Consider the following 20,280-nt stretch of genomic DNA (forward strand, 5'->3'; position numbering starts at 1 on the left):
GTTTTCAAGGACCGAGGAGGAGAGATCAGCCCGCTTCCGCGGGTCAGTTCGCCTCGACAATCTGCAATCCGCGCCGGCCTTCGGAGGAGCCGCCTCGTAGAGGGGCTACCCTTCTGGGGTGGCACCTCTGCGCGCGTTCGCCTCGTATGAGAACCGGCCTCGATCGGGCCAGAGAGTCGCAAGCTCGCGCTTGCCGATCCTCCGGATCCGTCGTTCGGGGGCGGGCTTTCTAGCGCCCTGCCTCGAATCTGTCAACCTTTTCTTTCGAGAAGGTTGAAGCTGCCAACCAGGCACAGCCCAGCTGACAAGGCAGCCCGGAGTCGCAGCAGCCTTCGCTGCTCAGCTCTCCGGTCCGCCGTTCGGGGCGGGCTTTCTATCGGCCTGCCTCGTACCTGTCAACCTCCTTTTTGGGGAGGCTGACCCGCCGACCGGGCGACCCGGAGTTGCAGCGCCTTCGCTGCTCAGCTCTCCGGTTCGCCGTTCGGGGCGGGCTTTCTATCGGCCTGCCTCGTACCTGTCAACTCTCTTTTGAACCTCTTTCGAGGGGTCGGCCCGCGCATCGTCTGCGTCGGTTGCGTCAGCGTGCCCGAGCGAGCGACCGCCCATGTGTCCGGTCGGTCACGCCGCGGCGGCGCGCGCGGCTGCGGCGGGGCGTCGCACCGCGAGGGCCGACCGGGCGGGCGCCGAGCTCGCGTACGCGACGAACGCGTCCGTCCTCGATCCATCGCCGCAGACGATCCGGCGCAGATCGTAGACGTGATGAAAAAAGCCGAAGAACCAGCTCTCGCGCAGCCAGTGGCCATCGCTCACCCGGCGCATCGTGAGCCGTGCGAGCTGCTCCGGGACGCGGACCCGCCGACCGGCCAGGCGGACGAACGGGACAATCTCGCCGAAGGTCAGCTCGGGGTTGAGCCGGAGCTCGTAGACGAGGCGCGCCGCGCGCACCAGCGCGTAGAGCCCGCGCCCCCAGAGATCGGCGTGCCAGCTCCAGACCCGCTCGCCGTAGACATGGATCCGGGTCGTGCTGGTCGCGGCGTCCCAGGTCGACCCGCCGAGCGACACCACCTCGTCGGGGAGCGGGTTCCCATCCATCCAGAAGAGACCCTGGAGCGCCTCCGGGATCCCGCTCGACGGACCGGCGACGAGCATCTCCGTGTCCACCTGATCCGAGGGTATCTCGATGAGCTCGTACGCAGAGCCCTCGATCACCCCGACTGGCACCGTCACGGAGGCATGCTCCATCTGCGATCTATAGCCCTCGGTGCCGCCCACGCCCGCAGAGCTCGACGTCGCGTCGGACGATAGCCGCCAGGACGGTCGACGTCGCCCCCTGCCCTGCCGCCCATCACGTCCGTTCGGGCCCAGGACGGACGCGTGCTCGCTCGGGCGCATCCGTGCAGCGGCGGAGCGCTGCGCCGACCCGGCGCTGAGCCGCGTCGGCGAGGCGCCCGTACGCCGCGCGCGGCGCGGCCTTCCTCGGGCGCTCTCGCCCTTTCCGACCAGCACGCGCGGCGCGGACTTCCCCTCGGGCGCTCTCGCCCTTTCCGACCGGCACGCGGCGCCATCTCCGTCAGGGGCACGCCGCGCCCTCGATGGCGAAATCGAGCGTGCGGAATCTTGTTCTCTTCTTGGTGTTCTTGGCGCCCTTGGCGGTTCATTTCTCGGTCGATCGACGTGACCGGTGCTCTGGCCGCGCGTGCATCGATTGCGCGACGCGTCCACCTCGCCGCTGGCCTGACCTCTGCAGACATCGGCGACGCAGGTGGCAGAAGGTAGGCGTCAGAGGGGGGAAGCGGCCATGACAATGCGCATCGGGGCGGTGGCGGTGAGCTCGGCGGTTCTCGCGCTGGGCTGTATGGATCAAGATCGACAAGAACCGCTGCGCGACGGCGCGGCCGCTCTCCAGAGCGGCGCGGAGCCGGCAGCGGCGCGCTTCATCGAGGGCGGCTCGGTGCCGTACGTGCTCGGGTTCTCGCAGGAGACCGGGCAGATCCTCGGCGGCTCGCACACGCTCCTCATCCCCCTGACGGGGACGCGCGAGCCCATGGACGCCGCGAACCTCCCCACGAACCTGCACCCGGAGCTCCGGGGCACCTACGCGGCGCTGAACTCGACGCTGCTGCAAGGCCAGTCCACGGGCCCCTTCGCCTCGCAGTGGTGGCCCCAGAGCAGGAACGGCATCGCCGACCGCTGGAACTCCGCGGTCAAGGACTACGGCGATCTGACGTCGGATCCGGACAACCTCTCGCCGGCGGAGAAGTATGATCTCCTGTTCTACGCGGGGCAGGCGCGGTCGCTGGAGCCGCCCGAGGGCGCCGTCGCCGGCGAGGCGGGCCTGCCGGAGGGCGCGCGCGCGGCGCCGCGGGTGGCGCGGGTGGTGGGACCGACGACGTACTGGGAGCTGACGCACCACGGCCTGTACCAGGGCGTGACCCCGGAGTACTGGTGGGGACACTGCAACGGCTGGGCGGCCTACGTCGTCGCCGAGGGCGGCGGCCCGCCGCGGCGCGACATCCGGGTGAAGCTCTCCGGCAGCACGCTGGTCGAGTGCGCGTCGGTCGAGCGCGGGTGCGTCCTGTTCCGCACGGCGGACATCGAGGCGCTCATGACCGAGGTGTACCACAACGACTCCGCCACGATGTCGGGGCGGCGCTGCGAGACGCGGGAAGACCTCATCCAGCGCGACGTCTACGGCAGGCCGGTCGATCCGGCGTGCCGCGACCTGAACCCGGGGACGATGCACGTGGCCATGACCGGCCTGCTCGGGCTGGGCGCGAGCTCCATCAGCTCCGCGTCGAGCGGGCGAGCGCAGCGCTCGTTCATCGTCGACTACACGTGGCACCGCGAGGTGTGGAGCTACCCGGTCACCTCGTTCACCATCGACACGATGGCGGAGGTGAGCGCGCAGGAGGCGGCGCGGCTCGTCTGTAACGGCGGGTACCAGGGGGCCGACTGCTACAATTACGTGTTCAACCCGAACGCCAGGCGCTTCGTCCGCGTCGGGGCGCGCTACGGGATGATCTCGGACGAGGTGAGCGCCGCCGACCTCCTCCGGCCGCCTGCGCTGCGCAACGTCCCGCTCCTCACCTCGGAGCTCCACTACGTGCTCGAGCTCGACGATCGGCTGACGGTGCTCGGCGGCGAGTGGATCAAGAACCCCGCTCTCGCCAACGGCGTGAACGGCAAGGCCATGCACCCGGACTTCCTCTGGATGCCGGTGAGGCCGCAGGGCGCGGGCGAGGACAGCGACGATCTGGGCGGCTCCGGAGACAACCCGTACATCGCGTACTCGCGCGCGAGGGCGCTGCTCGATCTGTCGCGACGGTGATCACCGCCCGACGAGCCGCGCTCCCGCGCCCCTCTCGTCAGTTCGCTCCGGCCCCCTCGGCGTCGCCTGCCGCTCCCCCCGCCGCCTCGCCCGGCCCTGCGTGCCCTGCCCCCGGATCGGCCGGCACAGGCACGACGCCGCGGTCGGGCTCCCCGAGGACGCAGGCCTCCTTCCCCTCCACCACCTTGCAGCGGCGATCGGCGGGGCACTTCCCGCCGCACGGCAGCCGCACGCACAGCCCCGTCGCAGGATCGCACGCCGTCCCGGGCTCACACATCGTGTAGCAGGTGTCGTACACCTCGCGGTTCACGGCCGCCGCCCCGGCCGCGGCGACGAGCACCGCCGCGGCGTCCGCATAGGAGGCGCCCCCCGCCGACGGCACGGGCCGCGCGCCCACCAGGAACTCGGGCGGACCGCGCCTCGCCTTCAAGCAACCGGACAGGCTTACAGCCATACAGCAGGACACCAGAAGGGCGGTAATTCGCATGAACCTGAGATCCTGCATACACACCGGAACGATTCAATGACAAGACAGGAGCAGACTCCGGTAGGATAGTCGCCATGAAGGGGGGAGGCATACAAGGTGAGTGAGCCCGTGCACCTAGCGCCGTTGCCGACGCCGCTCCGCTGGGAGGTACCGCCCAGGAGCTGGAGCACCGGCAAGGCATCGAGCCTGACCGTCACGGCGGGCGGCAAGACCGACCTGTTCCTCGATCCGGAGCGCGCCACCGGCCTCCTGAACGCGCCGCGCCTGCTCGGGACGCCGCAGGGGGACTTCCTCGCCAGCGCGCGGGTGACCGTGGGCTTCGCGGCGGCGCACGACGCGGGCGTGCTGCTGCTCTGGGCGCACGAGCGCGCGTGGGCCAAGCTCTGCTTCGAGCTGTCGCCCGAGCGCGCGCCGACGGTCGCCTCCGTGGTGACCCGCGGCCTGTCGGACGATCGCAGATCCTTCGAGGTGGACGGCGACCACGTCTGGCTGCGCGTCTCGCGGCTCGGGCGCCTGTGCGCGTTCCACGCCTCCACCGACGCGACGAGCTGGCACCTGCTCCGCAGCTTCTCGCTCGGCAGCACGACCGAGCTCGCCGTCGGCTTCTCGGCCCAGTCGCCCGCAGGCGACGGCTGCACGGCCGTCTTCGACGACATCCGCTTCACGCCGCGCCGGCTCGGCGATCTGCGCAGCGGAGGCGCCGAGAGCGACGCGGCGCTGGCGCGCGCCGGTCAGATGCCGCCGCTCACCGGGCTCGCCTCACCGCTCACGTACGTGTCGTAAAGGGCAGGCCACGCGCCGATCGCCCGCGCGCCCTCCGGCGGCGCGCGCGGCCTCGTCATGCGTGCTGGTATGGCGACCCGACGCCGGGGAACGGCCGGCGCTCATTACTCGTCTATCTTGCACACCGGCGATGATGCGCTGGACGCTGCTCCGCGCACGAAGGAGCCGAGTCCTTTCAGGTTCCCAGCAGCCGAGGCCTCGAGGACGCTGCTCTCGGTCTATCTCAAAGGGGACGTGTCCTCGTCGAGAATGCTCCTCATCCTCGCCCCTCCATCATCGATGGATCCGGGGTATAGGAGGGTTCCGATGCCGATCGACGGCACGTCGCAGGGAGGCACAGCGCCATGAACAGAGAGCTGCGCGCGCGCATCATGCATATCGTGGGAGCTGGCGTGTTCACAGGCCTCTCGCTGGCGCTCGGCTGCCAGGACGGCTCCGGCGGCGCGGGGACCGCAGGTGGGACCGGCGGCGCGGGAGGAACCGGCGGCGCCGGCGAGCAGGGCGGCGCCGCCGGTCAGGGCGGCTCCGGCGGTCAAGGCGGCGTCGGTGAGACGAGGTGCTTCCCGCCGGAGGAGGTCCGCGCCAACGCCGGCGCTGGCGGGACCGGCGGCGCGGGGGGAAGCGCCGCGACCTGCCCCAGCCAGTACCACCCGAACCCCGTGTCCTGCGTGGTCTACGAAAATGGCCGGCTGGAGGACGGCCAGTGCTGCTACGACACCAACAACCTGGGCGTCGGCGCCTGTGGCCGCCCATTCTTCGTGGGCGGCGAGCCGCGCCTCGCGGGCGTCGAGGCGCGGGCCGACTGGGTGCTCGCCGACGCGGCGGACGAGCCGCTCGCGCTCGACCCCACGACGCGCGCCGCCCTCACCGAAGCGTGGCTCGCCGACGCGCGCCTCGAGCACGCGTCCGTGGCGTCCTTCGCGCGCTTCACCCTCGATCTGCTCGCCCTCGGCGCGCCGCCCGCCCTGCTCGACGCCGCGCAGCGCGCCCTCTCGGACGAGCTGCATCACGCCCGGGCCTGCTTCACCCTCGCGAGCCGCTACGCCGGCCGGTCGCTCGGCCCGGGGATGCTCGCGCTGAACGGCGCGCTCGACGCGCCCACGCTCGCCGGCGCCGCGGCCAGCGCGGTGCGCGAGGGCTGCGTGGGCGAGACGCTCGCCGCGCTCCAGGCCGGCGCGCAGCGGAGCCGCGCCCGCGACCCCGAGGTGCGCCGCGCCCTCGACAGGATCGCCGCCGACGAGGCCGCCCACGCCGAGCTCGCGTGGGCCTTCGTGCGCTGGGCCGTCGCGCGGGGCGGCGAGCCGGTGCGCGCCGCCGTGGCCCGCGCGTTCGAGGAGGCGCTCGCCGGCGTGCGCGCCGCCCGGGGCCCGGAGCGCGCCGGGATCGACGCCGCCGCGTGGCACGACCACGGCCGGCTCACCGAGGCGGAGCGGGCGCGCTGCCTCCTCGACGCCGTGCGCGAGGTCATCGCGCCGTGCGCAGAGGCGCTCTTGTCCGCGCCGCCCGCGGCCCCCACGGCCATCGCCGGCCTGGACGCCCCGGCGTAGTCTCCCCCTGGATCCCGCGCCCGGCCGCGCCTACGTCGAGACGCGGGCACGACGCCGGCGCCCGAGAAGAACTCCACGAGCTCCCTGCCCCTTCCCTATCTTCCCGTCATGACCGCGCTTCGCCAGCTCCGCCTCATCGCGATCCTCGAAGGACTGTCGTACCTCCTCCTGCTCTTCATCGCGATGCCGCTCAAGTACCTCGCCGGCCAGCCGCTCGCCGTTCGCGTCGTCGGCAGCGCCCACGGCCTCCTCTTCGTGCTGTTCCTCGCCGCGCTCGTCCACGCCGCCGTCCGGCGCCGGTGGCCGCTCGGGCGTTCGCTGCTCGCCTTCGTGTCGTCGATCGTCCCCTTCGGGACGTTCGTCTTCGATCGCTCGCTGCAGCGCGAGATCGAGGCGACCCTGCCGTCGCCCCAAGGCTAGGGGGCGGCGGAGACGCCGCGATCCCGGGATCGCCGCGCCCGCCCCACCGCAACCGCGCGCCGAGCTCCCGCAAAAAAATCAATAAATTCTTATACTTATCTAGAATGTAAAAAAGGTCGAGGGGCGTGTCGATCCTGGGTCCGCCCGTTCGTCGTGACGATAGAACCAGGGCGCATCCGGTCGGGAACGGCCGGACGGCCTGCTTCGAACCCAAGGAGACACGACGATGCGATCCATGCACACCGAGGAACCGGCGACGAACGAGGCGAGGACGGGCGCGCAGCAGCCGGCTCATGCGACACCGTCCGCTCGCTGGACGAGGAGGGGCCGCACGGTCATGGGGCGCATCTCGATGGCGGCGTGCCTGTTCGTCGCCGCGTGCGGCGGCGCGGACGACGGCGAGCCCGAGCCGGTCGCGTGGAAGGACATGACCTTCGAAGAGCGCACCGCGCACATGACCGACGTCGTCATGCCCCGGATGAAGGAGGTCTTCGTCGCGTACGACGCGAAGTACGAGGCGATGGATTGCACGACGTGCCACGGCGACGACGCGGTCGAGCGCGCCTACGCCATGCCCAGCGGGCAGATCGCCGCGCTCCCCAACGAGGAAGTGTTCCCCGAGTGGGTGCAGGATCCGGAGCACCCGGAGCGCATGGAGTGGACCGACTTCATGTTCAACCAGGTCGTGCCCGAGATGGCCGACCTGCTCCAGGTCGCCAGGTTCGACCCGACGACGATGACCGGCGAGTTCTCCTGCGCCAACTGCCACACCGTGGAGGACGTCGAGCCGTGACGCGGCCCCGGGGCGCGAGCGGGCCTCGCGGCGCCCTCGCCCGCCAGCGCCGCGCTCTCCCCTGGTTTGCGCCCCCTGCGGCTCGGCGTCGGCGTGCCGAGCCGCCTCCTTTCAGAGCTCTTCCCGGGCAGTCCACCTCATCTGCTCCGACGGAGCCCCGCCGCGACCAGCGGCCCGGCACCATCGCGCCGCACGCGGCGCGACGGCGACGGCCCGATCCCCGGACACCCAGTTCCGGCTACTCTCGGCGCCGAGGAGGTTTCGCATGCCCGACCCGATCGAGATCGAAGAGTCCAACGCTCAGTTGCTGGCCGCCTGGATCTATTTCAGCCAGGGTCTCCCCGGCCATCGGATCGAGGGCACCGACGGCGTCACCGTCGTCCTCTCGGGCACGGACATGGTCCTGCTCAACATGGCCACGCTCTCCTCGCCGGCCACCGACCTCCAGGATCTCGAGCGCCGGGCGCTCAGGGCCGTCGAGCTCGCCAGAGCCGGCGGCGTGCCGTGGCTCTTCGCGCTGTCCGACAGCTGGTCGCCCGGCGGCGACGGGGGCGCGACCGCCGAGCTCCTCGGCCGGCTCGGCTTCAAGCCGGCCGTGTCGCTCCTGGGCATGGTGGCCGACGCGATCACCCCGCCGCGGCGCGCACCTTCCGGCCTCGATCTGCGGCGCGTGGCCGACGCCGAGACGCGCACCGCCATCGCGGATCTCAACGCGGCGGCCTACAGCGTCCCGATCCCCGCGGGGCGCGCCTCCGTGGCCCACGAGGCGATGTGGGGCGACCGGGCGTTCGGCCGGGTCGGCTACGTGGACGAAAAGCCCGTGTGCTCCGCGGCGACGTTCATCGTGGAGGGGATCCGCTACGTGGGCTTCGTCGTCACCGCGCCCGAGCACCGGCGCAAAGGGTACGCCGAGGCGGTGATGCGCGGCTGCCTCGACGACGCGCTGAGCGGAACGGGTATCCAGAGGACCGTCCTCCACGCGACGGACATGGGGCGGCCCGTGTACGAAGGGATGGGCTACCGCGCGGTCACGCGCTTCGCCTTCTACGCGCCGCCGCAGGCCTGAAGCCCGGGTCGGCGCGCGCGCGTCCCGCGTCGGCCGCCGCCTACCATCCGCACGTCCTGCCGCGGTTCTGCCGATCGAGCCAGCCCCTGAGCGGCGCGAAGTAGTCGAGCATCGCCGACGCATCCATCCGCCGCGATCCGGTCACGGCCTCGAGCGCCTCCGGCCACGGCCGGCTCCGCCCCATCTCCATCATCCGCCGGAGCCGCTCGCCGGCCTGCTCGCTGCCGTAGATCGTGCAGCGGTGGAGCGGCCCCTTGTGCCCCGCCTCCTCGCAGAGCGCGCGGTGGAGCTGGAACTGGAGGATATGCGCGAAGAAATACCGGAGGTACGGGACGCTCGCCGCCACATGGTATTTCGCGCCGGGATCGAAGTCCGCCTCGGAGCGGGGCACCGGCGGCGTCACGCCCTGGTATCTCCTCCGGAGATCCCACCAGGCCTTGTTGTACTCCGCCGGCGGGATGTCCCCGGAGAAGACCCCCCAGCGCCACCGGTCGACGAGGACCGCGAACGGCAGGAAAGCCACCTTGGCGAGGGCCTCGCGGAGGAGGAGCGAGACATCGCTCGACGGCGGGGGCAGCGCGTCCACGAGCCCGATCCGCTGGAGGTACGCCGGCGTGACCGACAGCCCGATGGTGTCGCCGAGGGCCTCGTGGAACGCCGGGTTCGGGCTGTCGCGGTACAGCCACGGCAGGTGGTTATACGCCCTCTGATAGAAGTTGTGGCCGAGCTCGTGGTGGATCGTCTGGAAGTCGTCCGCCGTGATGTCGATGCACATCTTGATGCGCAGATCGTCCTCGTCGTCGATGTTCCACGCGCTCGCGTGGCAGACGACGTCGCGATCGGCCGGCTTGACGAAGAGCGATCGCTCCCAGAAGGTGGCCGGGAGCGGCTCGAAGCCGAGCGAGACGAAGAAGCGCTCGCCCGTCTTCACCATCTCGATCGGCGTGAACCCCTTCGCGCGGAGCGCCGCGTCGAGATCGTAGATCGGCGCGACCCCCTCGGGCGCGACGAGATCGTGGATGTTGCTCCAGTCCTGGGCCCACATGTCGCCGAGCAGATCGGCCCGGATCGGGCGCGCGCCGGGCACGACGTCCTCGCCGTAGCGCGCGGCGAGGCGGCCGCGCACGTAGCAGTGGAGGGCGTCGTAGAGCGGCTTGACCTGACCGAAGAGGCGGTCGACCTCCCGGGGCAGCGCCTCTAGCGGCATCTCGTATTTCGAGCGCCAGGCGTCGCCGGTGTCCTTGAATCCGAGCTCGCGGGCGCCCTCGTTCGCCAGCGCCACGAGCCGCGTGAAGTCGCCGCGCATCGGCGCGGAGACCGTGCGCCAGCCGACCCACGCTCGCTTGAGCTCCTCGGGATCGCGGCTCTTCGCGAGGATCCTGCCGAGCTCCTCGAGATCGAGGCACTGGCCGGCCGAGGGGCAGTATTTGCCCGCGCCGTACGTGGCCTCCAACCTCGCCGCGATGGTCGCGAGCTCCTGCGTCTTCGCCGGGTCGGCGGGCGCGTAGAGGGTGAGCGAGGTGCGCAGGAGATCGAGCCGCCGGCGGACGTCGTAGGGCAGATCGAGGTCGCGGTAGCGGGCCGCGCGCTTGGCGTAGTCGGTCTGCGCGCCGAGCAGCTTCGCGCTCGCCGCGGCCGCGAGGATCTGCGTATCGCCCGTGATGTACGTCGACGCGACCCAGGCGGCCCGGTTGTTCTGGGTGCTGAGCTCGTGGAGCTCCGATTCCGCTTGTTCGATGAATCTCTGGGCCTCCTCCGCCGCAGGCTGTGAGGCGGGCCGCGGGCGCGGCGGAGGGGTGGGATCGGAGCAGGCCGCCGTGAGCGCGAGCGCGCCGCACGGCAAGGCGACGACCAACACCGGAACGATGCGCACCATTTCCCGCCGCTCCTCGATCGCGGGCAGCTCCGGCGTGCAAGGGTCCGTCCACCCCGGACGCGCAGAGGGCGCGGGGTGCGCTTCGGCGCCGCGATCCTGGTGGGGCTCTAAGGCCGCTCGGCCGCTCGAGCAATCCTCGGGGGGGGCCCCTCGCGAGGGGCCGAGATGCGGCAAACTCCGCTCCTTTCGCGCCGTCACGTCAGCCTGGAGGATGGCCCCTCGCCACGACATCGCCCAAGGTCGTCCAGAGATGAGCCAGCCGCAGGGCGCCCCCTCGGCCGGTCCCCAACCCGGGTCAGGTCGGGTCGCCCCAACTGGGTCGGTCGGTCGCCCCAAGGTGCGGCCCACCTGGCCCACCTCAACCTGGGTCGGGCGGCCCGGCCCGGTGGCCCACCTCAACCTGGGTCGGGCGGCCCGGTGGCCCACCTCAACCTGGGTCGGGTCGTCTCGGCCCCTCGGCCCCTCAACCTGGGTCGGGTCGTCTCCGCTCAGGCTCACCTCAACCTGGGTCAGATCGCTGCCCGGTGGCCCACCTCGGCCCACCTCAACCCGGGTCGGGTCGTCCCAACCTGGGTCGGGTCGTCCCAACCTGGGTCGGGCGGCCCGGTGGCCCACCTCAACCTGGGTCGGGTCGTCTCGCCGCTCAGGCTCACCTCAACCTGGGTCGGGTCGTCCAACCCGGGTCGGGTCGTCCCCCGCCGCTCAGGCTCACCTCAACCTGGGTCGGATCGCTGCCAACCCGGGTCGGGTCGTCCCAACCCGACCCCCCGACCCGTCAACCCGGGTCGGGTCGTCGGTCGTCCGAGGTCGTCCGCAAAAAATCGTCACTGCCGATGTCGAGGACGCGTCGGCGGCTCCGACGTCTCCGTGTAGCGCCGAGGACGGCGTTCCATCACGCGGACGGGGACCCCATGAACACCAGCGAAGCTCTTCAAGAAACGCTCATCGTCACGACAGATTCCGCCCCAGCTAAAACCGCGCTCCGCAGCGTCGGCGCGGTGCTCTGCGGTCTCATCTCGACGGCCATCCTCACCACCGCCGTGGACCTGGCGTTGCATGCATCCGGCATCTTCCCGCCGCACGGCGAACGGATGGCCGACTTGCTGTTCGTGCTCGCGCTCGCCTACCGAATCCCGCTGAACGCCGCCGGCTGCTACATCGCGGCCCGGCTCGCTCCGGCTCGCCCGATGCGCCACGCGCTCGCCCTCGGCTCCGTCGGCCTCGCTCTCGCTACCCTGGGCGCCGTCATGATGTGGGAGCACGGCCCCGCCTGGTACTCTCTCGCGAACATCGCGATCGCGCTGCCGTGCGCCTGGGTCGGCGCGCGGCTTCGAGGCGCTCGCTCCTGACCCCATCTCCCACGGCCCGATAGGGCCAGATCCCGACCCCGCGGCGGAACAGCGACCGCGGATCCTCCGGCCAGAACTCGCACGTCGACCGCCGACAGGGCCGGTGCTGAGCCTCGGCTACCACGAGCGCCACCACCGTATTCCCAACCGCCCCTGCAGCCGTCTCGCCCTCCCCTCCCCGGACCGCACGTGAGGCGGCCGCCGCGAGCACGCGGGTGATCGCGCGATGGGCGACGACGCGCGTGAGGAAGAACTCGCCCCGATCCGGCGTATCGCGAGACCATCTCGCGCGCGATCGGGCGAGGAGAGCAGCACAGGCGGGATGGCACGCCGGTCGGCGTGCCCCGGCCGGCATGGTTGCTCGCATGAGCCCACCATGGCACGCTCGCCCTGTTCCCGGGCGGTCACGCGCGGCGAGCGTCGTACAGCGGCTCTCGCTGGGCGGGGCTCGGCCGGATGGAGGGTACAGAGATGAACGACACCAGGCCGACGGGTGAAATGATGGCCACGGCCGAGCGGCCACGAGGCCGGCTCGGGCGCCGCGGAAGGGAGACCCGCGCATGACCGTCCGGCTGAACCACACCATCGTCGCCGCGAAGGACAAGAAGGTGTCCGCCACCTTCATGACGGAGATCCTGGGCCTCCCCGCCCCGGAGCCGTTCGGACATTTCCTCACGGTGCGGCTCGACAACGACGTCACGCTCGACTTCATCGACACCCCAGACGAGGTCCGCCCCCAGCACTACGCGTTCCTGGTCAGCGAGGCCGAGTTCGACGAGATCTTCGGCCGGATCCGCGAGCGGAAGCTGCCGTACTGGGCCGATCCCAGAGCGCAGCGCCCCGGCGAGATCAACCATCACGACGGCGGGCGCGGCGTGTACTTCCCCGACCCCGCCGGGCACTACCTCGAGATCATCACCCGTCCTTACGGCAGCGGCGGCTGATCCCGGCGCGCCGTCCGTCCCATGGGCCGCGCCGATCGCGCCGAAGCTACGACGGCGGCGCTCGACGTCGATCAGGGCGTGCGCGGCGTACGCAGGCTCTCGCCGCGCCCCCGAGCGGCCGATCGAGGCGGCTCGAATCGTGCAGCATTCCTCGCTCGCTCTCCCTGGGCTCGGGCCGCTCGCGACGTTCGTCGGACAGCGTTCACCGCCATGGATGAACGAGGACGTCATCGCCATGCGCAGCGTCTTGTGCAGAGAGCGCGGCGCGTGGCGAGCGCGATGGGATGGATATCGTGGAGGGGGCCGCGAAGGCGAAGCTGGAGAGCTCAACCGCGCTGCTTCACGCGGCGAGGATTGACGAGCGGGTCATGATCTGGCTCACGCCGTCCGTCTCGGGGTCGGCCACGGGGACGGCCGCGGGGTGGGCGATGGCATAGCGCAGGAGCTCATGCGTCCACGGCTCGAAGAGCGCGAACACCTCGTCCGCGAGCGCCTTGTAGCGCGCGCGCGTCTCCGCGTCGAGGGAGATGCTCGCGAGCGCCGCGTGATCGGCGTCCACCGTGTGCCCCGACTCGCGCTCGAAATGGAACGGGCCGCAGTAGCGCAGCTGCGTTCCGAGCCGCTTCTCCAGCGCCTCCGCCAGGGGAAGCATCGCCCCGAAGAGGACGTTGCCTGTCTCCTCGATCGCTTCGATGATGACCAGCCGTTCGAGGCCCGTCGTGCCCTTGATGAGCTCGGTGAGCCGCGCAGTGAGGATCCGATTCTCGATCGTCTCCTCGCCCCAGAGGAAGTGCAACAGGTCCGAGCTCCGCCCCTCGACGTCGTAGCCCAGCTTGGCCAAATCCTCCAGGTACCACGGCCAGTGATGGTCGTCCTCGCGGCTGTGGACGTTCACCATTTCCTGGTATTCGTCCGCCGCGGGCTCCTGTCTCAGTACGAATTTGTTCAGATCACCGAAGCTCATGATGAAGTAAGCCATGCACGGATAGAATGCGAGCCGCTCGCTCGGGTCGAGCCGCTCGTCACGCATCCGCTCGAACAGGGGTAGACGAGCGTATGCCTGCTTCTTCTGAAAAATGTGCCGCAAGACCTGCCGCATAAGCGATCTCCTTTCGGCTGGTGGTGTCAGTTGATCGAGCGATCCCTCTGTTTGCGTAAGTCAAGCGTCGTACGCGCTTCGTGAGGCAACAAGACAAGACCACGGCGTACCCCCAATGGACGCTGCGGCTGGATCTCACCTTGGTTAAAATCCTGCACGACCCCCCCTCGTCGCATTCCGAGCTTGATTTTTGGAATTTCCCACGAACCACCTCAGACGTTTATGAAACGTTGGGGGGTGCTTCCACTCGGTGAGACCACTCTAGCGCAAGTTCCGCGTAAGCTGCATCCAGTATCTTCAGGGATCTCCATCGAAATCAAGCTCGGTAGCTGGGTGGTCGAATGGGCGCCAAGGTGCGACACCCATTCCGATTATCGTGATCGCCCGGCGATTTATTCGGCCGGCGTCCGACAGCGCCGGCGGGCCGACCCGCCACCCATTAAAGAAATGGGCAGAGTCGTCGCCGGGTGCGTGTCTCCATGGCCTCCACATGGGCCCATGCCGCAGCACCCATGTTCTCAGAGTGGGGCGCTGGCTGGTCCCACACGCTCGCACCTGAACGACGGCGATCCCGGTGTGGACAGCGCCCGCGGGGCGGCGGGCACGGAGGCGCAACCAAACCGCTTGAAGGTCGGCGGTCGAGGCATGTAACTTGCCGAGTTGTGCCGTGAAAGACCAACACGAATCGGCCTTGATGATGGAACCCGAAAGCCGCGAGGTCCCGAAGAGCGCACCCGTGCGGGCGGAGGTCGTGCGGCTGGTCCGTGAGAAGCGCTACGAGGAGGCGCTGGCGGTGCTTTACCGCGCGCGCTCGGAGTCCCCCGACGATCGCGAGCTGCAGACCAGCATCGAGCGGATCAAGGAGTTCCTCGCCGGCGCCTACGCCAAGCGGCTCGGTGGCCTCGATCAGGTGGCAGGGCCCATCCCTGTGTCGGCGGGTCGCTCGCCCGACGCGCTCCTGGTGGCGCGGTACATCGATGGCTCGTCGACGTTCGACGACATCGTGCAAATGTGCCCGCTCGGGCGGCTCCGCACGCTGCAGGTGCTCGTCGGCCTCTATACGGGGCGGGAGGTGGCGTCGCCGTTCAGCGAGAAGACGCCGCAGTCCTGGCGCCGGCAGATGGACACGCTGCCGTCCGCGGGCAGCGCGGATCCGGCGCCGCCGACCATGCCGGAGCGCGGGCTCGTGCGGCGAGCGCCGGAGCCGCCCGCCCCCACCAGCGCGCCGTTCACGCCGCGGGTTTACGAGACGGAGGAGGATCGGCGCTACCGCGAGGAGTTCGCCCGCGGCACCGCCGCGTTCGTGCAGCGCCGCTACGACGAGGCGATCGCGGCCTTCGAGGCCTGCGCGCGCATGCGCCCAGGCGACACGGCGTCGTCGGTCATGCTGCGCCGAGCGCGGCGCGACCTCGGAGGCTGATGCCGATCGTCGTGGTCGCGGATCCCGATCTGCGCGAACGCATGCGGTGCATCCGCGTCATCGCGGGGCAGACGCCGGTGAGCGCCATCGGCGCCGCCACGTGGGAGGAGCTGGAGCAGGCGCTCGAGGTCGCCGAGAGCGCGGAGCTCATCATCTACGCGCCGTCGCTCCCGGGCGGGCCGGAGGACGCCGTCGCGCAGCTGCTCCGCCGCACGGCGCGCCTGGTGCTCGCCGTGAACGAGGGCGTTGAGGTCCCGGGCGCGATGAACGTCACGCGCGTGACGTGGCCCATCGCCGAGGAGACGCTCGTCCTCATGGGGCACGCCGCGGGCGCGCAGTCGGCGCCGATCGGGATGAACTTCGTGCCCGTCGACTTCTTGCAGATGATCTGCATGTCCGGCGACTCGCACGTCCTCGTGGTCAGCAACGAGAGCGGCGACGTGGGCCTCATCGAGGTGCGGCGCGGCCAGCTGTGGACGGCGTTCGACGGCCTCGGCGTGGGCGAGGAGGCGTTCGCGCGGCTCATCCGGCCGGAGATGCGCGTGCGCGTCAACCCGACCGTCGGCTCGACGAAGGAGCGCACCATCTTCAAGGATCTCGCGGAGCTCGTGCTCGACTCGCTCCGCCGGATCGACGAGGGCTGCGTGGAGATGCCGCCGCCGATCTCCTCGAGGCGGATCGAGGTCGCGCTCTTCTCGCCCGAGCAGCGCGCGGCCCGCATCAAGCAGCTCAACGCCGACGCGCGGCGCCTCCTCATGGAACGCAGCTACAGCGACGCGGCCCGCGTGCTCACCGACCTCTCCACCCTCGACCCCGCATCGAGTCTCGTGCGCGCTAACCTGGAACAGCTACGCAAGCTCGGATACCCCAAATGACCCGATCCATCGCATTCGCCAGCCTGAAGGGCGGAGTCGGAAAGACCACCGTGGCGCTCAACTGCGCCTTCGCCTTCGCGCGCCGAGGCGCGCGGACCCTCCTCGTCGACACGGATCTGCAGGGCGCCATCGGCATGTCGCTCGACGGCGTCAGCGACCGCCCTGGCCTGGCCGCGAGCCTCGCGCGCGGCGGCCCCCCGCTCGAGGGGCTCGTGAAGACGCGGCTCCCGGAGCTCTGTCTCCTGCCCATGGGCCCCGTCGACGCGCTCGACGAGGATCGCTTCTCCATCAACGCGCGCGAGGCCAACCTCGTCGGGCGCATCCTGGAGCAGAGCCAGCGCGACTTCGACCTGATCCTCTTCGACACGCCGGCCGGCCTCGGCGGGATGTCGCGCCTCACGCTGGAAGAGGTGGACAACGTCATCGCCGTGGCGCAGTGCGAGCCGCTCGCGCTGCGGGCCATGCCCCGGCTGCTCGAGCTCCTGGCGCGGCTCCGCGACATCGGCTCCGCGTGCTCGCTGCTCGGCGTGGTCGGCACCATGAGCTCGTTCCGCGATCCGGTGTTGCTGGCCTCGCTGGAGGAGCTGTGGTCGCTCTACCGCGACCAGGTCTTCGACACCGCGGTCCCGCGCGACAGCACGTTCCTCCAGGCGAGCCGCGCGGGCGTGCCGCTCGGCCTGCTCAGCCGCCGCCCGCCGGCGGTCTCTGCGGTGTTCGACAAGCTGGTGGCCGAGATCGAGGAGCGCCTCGGCACCACGGCAGGAGGCGAGGATGACGGTCCGATCCGTCTCGTGGACTGACGCGCAGCGGGTGAGCTCGCTGCTCGCGCGGGTGTCAGCGACGCCTGCGCGCGAGCCCGCGGCGCTCGTGAGCGCCATGAGGTCGACGCGCGCCGGCGCGCCCGCGAAGGCGGCGCCCGCGCCGGTGAAGGCGGCGCCGAAGGCGAAGGAGGTGCCGCGCCTCGTGCAGACCTCCGACAACCCGGCCGACCGGCTCGACGCGCTCGTCGCATGGACGCTCGCCCACCACGCGTGCGCGGGCGCGTTCGTCGCCGACGACAACGGCCTCACGCTGGCGGCGCACGGCATCTCGGAGGCGCACGTGTCGCTCGTGGGCCCGCTGCTCTCGGCGCTGGTCGGCGTGCGCACCGTCCCTGGCGTCGACGCCACGGCGGGCGCGCTCTGGCTGGGCGCGCAGATGATGTCCTGGGTCGAGACGCGCACGGCGCGCGGCGGCTTCTGCCTCGGGACCGTGGGCGACGAGGCTCTCTCCACGCGGGCGCTCGAGCAGCTGAAGGAGGCGCTCGAGACGACCGTGCGCGGGCTGTGATACATCCGAATTTTCAATGCGGGCGCGCGCGCCCAGGAGCGACGGAAGCACGATGATCGACACCAAAGTCCTCGAGGCGGCAGTCCACGACCTCCGCAACATCCTTCGCGACGGGCTGCTCGCCAGCGACATCTGGGAGCGCACGGCGGGCCTGTCGCTCGCCGGCTTCAACCAGCAGCCCGTGGCGGTGGCCCTCTTCACGCGCATCACCGAGGAGCTGGACAGCTCGCTGCGCGACTCGAATTTCCCGCCCCTCGGGCGGTATTACATGCTCGACATGGCGGGCAACCACACCGTGGTGGTGGTCAACCACGGCAAGCTGCTCCAGGGCATGCTGGTGGACAACAAGCGGGCGAACCTCGGGATCCTCATCTCCGTCGCGATCCCGCGGATGATCGAGACCATCGCGCAGGCGTACGAGCCCTGAGCTGCCGGGCCCGCTCGCTCGGGCTCCGAACGCACCACCAGAAATCCGGCGCCGCATCCGGGGACACGTCGCGAAGAGGGCTCGACGCGCGCAGCCGCTCGTGCGGCGCGAGCGCGTTGCGCGCCGCGCGCAGGCCTCGCCGCCAGTGCCGCAGGCCGCCCGTGACATCGAGCAGCCGCAGCATGTCCCGGCGGGGCCGCGGGCCGTGGGTCTCGAGCGAAGGCATCGGCGAGCTGGGTGTCGCTGTTCATGAAGACCTCGCGGATGAGCACGTCATCGGTGGAGCATCGCGCTCAGGCCGGGGCGCCGCAGTCCGCGCGCGGCGTCGTCTTGAGGAAGTTCGCGCTCGCGCAGCGACGCGTCCGGGGGTCATCGTGCGGGACCTCGTCGCGCAGGGTCGCCGTCTTCAGCTCGCGCGCTGCGGCTGGGTTCGCCGGACGTGATTCGGTCGCGTGAGGAGATCGCGCGTCAGGTGGTGCTCGCCCCGCGGGTCGTGCCGCCCGCGGCGCCCCGGCGCGGCGGGCCGAGCCACGCCGCGAGCGCGCGGTCGATCGCGAGGAAGGTGAGCGCCGCCGCGGCTGCAACGAGGGCGAAGTACAGATCGTAGCGCGGGAACAGCGCCTCCCAGCCCGCCCAGACGCGGCGGGAGAGGTTGACGTTCGTCTCGGCCGGCGTGAGCGCGCGCGTGAGCCCTATCAAGGCGAGCAGCGCCGCGGTGGCCTTGAGCCAGGCGCGGTGCGGGAGCCCCAACTCCCGCACCGCGAGGACGGCGAGGATCGGGCAGAGCACGTGCGGCAGGAACGTGGTCAGGATGAGCCCGCTGCCCGTCGCGATGTCGAGCAGCCAGATGGGCGTGCCGAAGGCGAGCCACAGCGCTGCGATCGCGGCGAGATCCGGCTTGGCGAGGAAGCAGCCGACCGCGAGCAGGAGCGGCGCGATGTTGCACATCCAGAGCAGGTCGTGCGGTGAGCCCCGCCGCACGTGGTTGCCGCCGTGGACGACGAACGCCATCGCGGCGAGGCCGCCCATCACCCGGAGCCGCGACGAGGACGGCGCTGCCATCAGCGCCCTCCGTCGCCCCTCGTCGTCTGGCCGGTGACGTAGGCGGGCTCGAGCGCAAGGCGCCGCGCGCGGATCACCGAGGTCGTGGTGCGCGGGCCGCTGTCGCGGTCGAGGTTGTGGTACGCGCAGCCAGACATCAGCCGCCCTTCGGGGAGCGCGCAGCGGGTGCAGCGCGTCTTGATGCGGTCGACCTCGACGTCGCGCACGGCCATGAGGGCGTGGAGGAACGCGGTCGTCACGAGGCCCTCGTCGATACGGAGGCGCTCCTCGAGCGCAAGGGCGCGCCCCTCCAGGGACAGGGGGTCGAGAGACCACTCGATGCAGGAGGCCACGAGCGCGCGTAGGGCGACGTGTCCTCGGCAGAATTTGTCGAAATGTACCGCCTCATCAGAAAACGGGATACTGGCGTCCGCGGCGTGCTCGCGGGTCCTGCTGGGGTTCGCCGTCGACGCGCAGTCGACGTGCTCCGTCGGCTGTCGCGGGTTCCCCGTTCCGCGGATCGCCACGGTCGACATGGCGACCAGGGGTACCTGGGCCGGTCGCACAAGGCAACGTTCGGGCTCCAGGCGCTCGCGGCGCGTGCGCGATGGCGACGGGCCATTTCCTCGCGCGAGATTTCGTGTCTAGCCTCCGGCGCATGCTCCGTGTTGCCGCTCTTCTCCTCGTCATCCCGCTCGCCGGCTGCGGCGGGGCACCGAAGCCCCCGCCGGAGCCTCCGCAGCCCGCGCCGATCGCGGCCCAGCCTGAGCCTGAGCCCGAGCCTCCGCTGGACGACGCGCCGATGCTCGACGTGGTCTCGGCGCAGCCGACCGAGATCCTGCTGGACGGTAAGCCCATCGGGACGACGCCGATCACGGGGCGCAAGGTCGCGCCGGGGACACACGAGGTGACGTTCGTGGACCCGGAGCGCGGCAACCGGACGATGATGGTGACGCTGGAGCCCGGCGACGCGAAGACAGTCCAGTCGGACCCGCCGCCCTCCATCCAGGAGAGCGGTGGCGGCGATGCCAAGAGCGACAAGCCGGGCGAGAGGAAATAGCGCGGGACCCGGGACCTGACCCGGGTGGACCCGGGACCCGACCCGGGTTGGGCGCTCCGCTCCGAGCCGGTTGGCGCTCCGACCGGCGCTCCGACCCGGGTTGGCGCTGCGCTCCGACCCGGGTTGACCTCGCGTCGGCCACTTGACCCGGGTTGGCCACGACCACCGGCGGTCCGCCCCGGGTTGACCTCGCGTTGTGGCGCTCCGCCCCGGGTCGGCGACTTGACCCGGGTTGGCCACGACCACCCAACCCAGGTTGGCAACGTCCGCCCAATCGTCGACGCGATCCAGGTTGGCGACGCCTAGCGCGTGCAGATTGCGAAACACGACGCAGCACGGATAGGCACGGTGCCGCGCTTCAGCCCAGGGTGGCGGAAAGCGGCGGAATCCGCGGCCGCCACCCACCGCGCGATGGTAACCCATTGAAATGATTCAC

The 20,280-nt window shown here is 71.0% G+C and carries 20 protein-coding genes; 14 read left to right on the forward strand and 6 right to left on the reverse strand.

The window, feature by feature from the left end:
• Window positions 1-618: 618 nt before the first annotated feature.
• Window positions 619-1,227: a hypothetical protein gene (locus tag NQZ70_RS24655; protein WP_207217937.1), complete on the reverse strand. Its 609-nt coding sequence runs from the start codon at window positions 1,225-1,227 to the stop codon at window positions 619-621.
• 571 nt (window positions 1,228-1,798) lie between these two features.
• On the opposite strand from NQZ70_RS24655, the gene NQZ70_RS24660 reads away from it, so the two are divergent.
• Window positions 1,799-3,328 carry a hypothetical protein gene (locus NQZ70_RS24660; RefSeq protein WP_165374141.1) on the forward strand — a complete coding sequence of 510 codons (1,530 nt, stop codon included), beginning with the start codon at window positions 1,799-1,801 and terminating at the stop codon, window positions 3,326-3,328.
• A 37-nt stretch (window positions 3,329-3,365) separates the two neighbouring features.
• Here NQZ70_RS24660 and NQZ70_RS24665 read toward each other — a convergent pair whose 3' ends face one another.
• A complete protein-coding gene (locus NQZ70_RS24665; RefSeq protein WP_237245575.1) occupies window positions 3,366-3,758 on the reverse strand; it encodes a hypothetical protein in 393 nt (130 codons plus the stop codon).
• Between the two features lie 165 nt (window positions 3,759-3,923).
• Here NQZ70_RS24665 and NQZ70_RS24670 point away from each other — a divergent pair, with 165 nt between their 5' ends.
• The 5 genes from NQZ70_RS24670 to NQZ70_RS24690 all read left to right on the forward strand — a co-directional run bounded on the left by NQZ70_RS24670 (window position 3,924) and on the right by NQZ70_RS24690 (window position 8,424).
• Window positions 3,924-4,598 (forward strand): DUF1349 domain-containing protein, encoded by a 675-nt coding sequence (locus tag NQZ70_RS24670; protein WP_237245576.1) that lies wholly within the window; start codon window positions 3,924-3,926, stop codon window positions 4,596-4,598.
• Between the two features lie 344 nt (window positions 4,599-4,942).
• Window positions 4,943-6,145, forward strand: coding sequence for a ferritin-like domain-containing protein (locus tag NQZ70_RS24675; protein WP_165374142.1), 1,203 nt, complete (start codon window positions 4,943-4,945; stop codon window positions 6,143-6,145).
• 108 nt (window positions 6,146-6,253) lie between these two features.
• Window positions 6,254-6,565, forward strand: coding sequence for a DUF3817 domain-containing protein (locus NQZ70_RS24680; RefSeq protein ID WP_129576379.1), 312 nt, complete (start codon window positions 6,254-6,256; stop codon window positions 6,563-6,565).
• 235 nt (window positions 6,566-6,800) lie between these two features.
• Complete coding sequence (locus NQZ70_RS24685; protein ID WP_129581552.1) at window positions 6,801-7,358, forward strand: hypothetical protein; 558 nt, start codon at window positions 6,801-6,803, stop codon at window positions 7,356-7,358.
• Between the two features lie 265 nt (window positions 7,359-7,623).
• Window positions 7,624-8,424 (forward strand): GNAT family N-acetyltransferase, encoded by an 801-nt coding sequence (locus NQZ70_RS24690; RefSeq protein WP_129576380.1) that lies wholly within the window; start codon window positions 7,624-7,626, stop codon window positions 8,422-8,424.
• Between the two features lie 40 nt (window positions 8,425-8,464).
• Here the strand turns inward: NQZ70_RS24690 and NQZ70_RS24695 are convergent, their stop codons facing one another.
• Window positions 8,465-10,300 carry a M2 family metallopeptidase gene (locus NQZ70_RS24695; RefSeq protein WP_129576381.1) on the reverse strand — a complete coding sequence of 612 codons (1,836 nt, stop codon included), beginning with the start codon at window positions 10,298-10,300 and terminating at the stop codon, window positions 8,465-8,467.
• 998 nt (window positions 10,301-11,298) lie between these two features.
• Here NQZ70_RS24695 and NQZ70_RS24700 point away from each other — a divergent pair.
• Window positions 11,299-11,649 (forward strand): hypothetical protein, encoded by a 351-nt coding sequence (locus tag NQZ70_RS24700; RefSeq protein ID WP_129581553.1) that lies wholly within the window; start codon window positions 11,299-11,301, stop codon window positions 11,647-11,649.
• A gap of 560 nt (window positions 11,650-12,209) precedes the next feature.
• Window positions 12,210-12,593 (forward strand): VOC family protein, encoded by a 384-nt coding sequence (locus NQZ70_RS24705; RefSeq protein WP_020736704.1) that lies wholly within the window; start codon window positions 12,210-12,212, stop codon window positions 12,591-12,593.
• 340 nt (window positions 12,594-12,933) lie between these two features.
• Here the strand turns inward: NQZ70_RS24705 and NQZ70_RS24710 are convergent, their stop codons facing one another.
• On the reverse strand, window positions 12,934-13,692 hold the full coding sequence (locus NQZ70_RS24710) for a hypothetical protein (protein ID WP_129576382.1): 759 nt from the start codon (window positions 13,690-13,692) through the stop codon (window positions 12,934-12,936).
• Window positions 13,693-14,386: 694 nt separating this feature from the next.
• On the opposite strand from NQZ70_RS24710, the gene NQZ70_RS24715 reads away from it, so the two are divergent.
• From NQZ70_RS24715 to NQZ70_RS24735, 5 genes are read left to right on the forward strand one after another with little or no spacing between them, the layout of a single operon-like run.
• The gene (locus tag NQZ70_RS24715; protein WP_129576383.1) at window positions 14,387-15,112 is read left to right on the forward strand and encodes a tetratricopeptide repeat protein; all 726 of its coding nucleotides are present in this window, start codon (window positions 14,387-14,389) and stop codon (window positions 15,110-15,112) included.
• Entirely contained in the window at window positions 15,112-15,987 is an 876-nt protein-coding gene (locus tag NQZ70_RS24720) for a DUF4388 domain-containing protein (protein ID WP_129576384.1), read from the forward strand. The genes NQZ70_RS24715 and NQZ70_RS24720 overlap by 1 nt, the downstream gene beginning before the upstream one ends.
• The gene (locus NQZ70_RS24725; protein ID WP_129576385.1) at window positions 15,984-16,787 is read left to right on the forward strand and encodes a ParA family protein; all 804 of its coding nucleotides are present in this window, start codon (window positions 15,984-15,986) and stop codon (window positions 16,785-16,787) included. The genes NQZ70_RS24720 and NQZ70_RS24725 overlap by 4 nt, the downstream gene beginning before the upstream one ends.
• Window positions 16,759-17,316 (forward strand): hypothetical protein, encoded by a 558-nt coding sequence (locus NQZ70_RS24730; protein WP_129576386.1) that lies wholly within the window; start codon window positions 16,759-16,761, stop codon window positions 17,314-17,316. Before NQZ70_RS24725 ends, NQZ70_RS24730 begins: the two co-directional genes overlap by 29 nt.
• Window positions 17,317-17,368: 52 nt before the next feature.
• Window positions 17,369-17,743: a hypothetical protein gene (locus NQZ70_RS24735; RefSeq protein ID WP_020736711.1), complete on the forward strand. Its 375-nt coding sequence runs from the start codon at window positions 17,369-17,371 to the stop codon at window positions 17,741-17,743.
• A gap of 468 nt (window positions 17,744-18,211) precedes the next feature.
• On the opposite strand, the gene NQZ70_RS24740 is transcribed toward NQZ70_RS24735, so the two are convergent.
• Together NQZ70_RS24740 and NQZ70_RS24745 are read right to left on the reverse strand one after the other, a co-directional pair.
• On the reverse strand, window positions 18,212-18,805 hold the full coding sequence (locus tag NQZ70_RS24740) for a hypothetical protein (RefSeq protein WP_129576387.1): 594 nt from the start codon (window positions 18,803-18,805) through the stop codon (window positions 18,212-18,214).
• Entirely contained in the window at window positions 18,805-19,137 is a 333-nt protein-coding gene (locus NQZ70_RS24745; protein ID WP_207217938.1) for a hypothetical protein, read from the reverse strand. Before NQZ70_RS24745 ends, NQZ70_RS24740 begins: the two co-directional genes overlap by 1 nt.
• A gap of 305 nt (window positions 19,138-19,442) precedes the next feature.
• On the opposite strand from NQZ70_RS24745, the gene NQZ70_RS24750 reads away from it, so the two are divergent.
• On the forward strand, window positions 19,443-19,844 hold the full coding sequence (locus NQZ70_RS24750) for a PEGA domain-containing protein (protein WP_129576389.1): 402 nt from the start codon (window positions 19,443-19,445) through the stop codon (window positions 19,842-19,844).
• The last annotated feature ends 436 nt before the right edge of the window (window positions 19,845-20,280 follow it).

Origin of the sequence: Sorangium sp. So ce836, from assembly GCF_028553905.1 — a bacterium.
Classification (GTDB): domain Bacteria; phylum Myxococcota_A; class Polyangia; order Polyangiales; family Polyangiaceae; genus Sorangium; species Sorangium cellulosum_D.

Bases quoted from the DNA above. Each gene is read 5' to 3' on its own strand.
- NQZ70_RS24715 (WP_129576383.1), top strand. From the start codon at position 14,387: ATGATGGAACCCGAAAGCCGCGAGGTCCCGAAGAGCGCACCCGTGCGG.
- NQZ70_RS24720 (WP_129576384.1), top strand. From the start codon at position 15,112: ATGCCGATCGTCGTGGTCGCGGATCCCGATCTGCGCGAACGCATGCGG.
- NQZ70_RS24740 (WP_129576387.1), bottom strand. From the start codon at position 18,805: ATGGCAGCGCCGTCCTCGTCGCGGCTCCGGGTGATGGGCGGCCTCGCC.
- NQZ70_RS24750 (WP_129576389.1), top strand. From the start codon at position 19,443: ATGCTCCGTGTTGCCGCTCTTCTCCTCGTCATCCCGCTCGCCGGCTGC.
- NQZ70_RS24695 (WP_129576381.1), bottom strand. From the start codon at position 10,300: ATGGTGCGCATCGTTCCGGTGTTGGTCGTCGCCTTGCCGTGCGGCGCG.
- NQZ70_RS24685 (WP_129581552.1), top strand. From the start codon at position 6,801: ATGCACACCGAGGAACCGGCGACGAACGAGGCGAGGACGGGCGCGCAG.
- NQZ70_RS24725 (WP_129576385.1), top strand. From the start codon at position 15,984: ATGACCCGATCCATCGCATTCGCCAGCCTGAAGGGCGGAGTCGGAAAG.
- NQZ70_RS24735 (WP_020736711.1), top strand. From the start codon at position 17,369: ATGATCGACACCAAAGTCCTCGAGGCGGCAGTCCACGACCTCCGCAAC.
- NQZ70_RS24680 (WP_129576379.1), top strand. From the start codon at position 6,254: ATGACCGCGCTTCGCCAGCTCCGCCTCATCGCGATCCTCGAAGGACTG.
- NQZ70_RS24690 (WP_129576380.1), top strand. From the start codon at position 7,624: ATGCCCGACCCGATCGAGATCGAAGAGTCCAACGCTCAGTTGCTGGCC.
- NQZ70_RS24660 (WP_165374141.1), top strand. From the start codon at position 1,799: ATGACAATGCGCATCGGGGCGGTGGCGGTGAGCTCGGCGGTTCTCGCG.
- NQZ70_RS24705 (WP_020736704.1), top strand. From the start codon at position 12,210: ATGACCGTCCGGCTGAACCACACCATCGTCGCCGCGAAGGACAAGAAG.
- NQZ70_RS24730 (WP_129576386.1), top strand. From the start codon at position 16,759: ATGACGGTCCGATCCGTCTCGTGGACTGACGCGCAGCGGGTGAGCTCG.
- NQZ70_RS24675 (WP_165374142.1), top strand. From the start codon at position 4,943: ATGAACAGAGAGCTGCGCGCGCGCATCATGCATATCGTGGGAGCTGGC.
- NQZ70_RS24710 (WP_129576382.1), bottom strand. From the start codon at position 13,692: ATGCGGCAGGTCTTGCGGCACATTTTTCAGAAGAAGCAGGCATACGCT.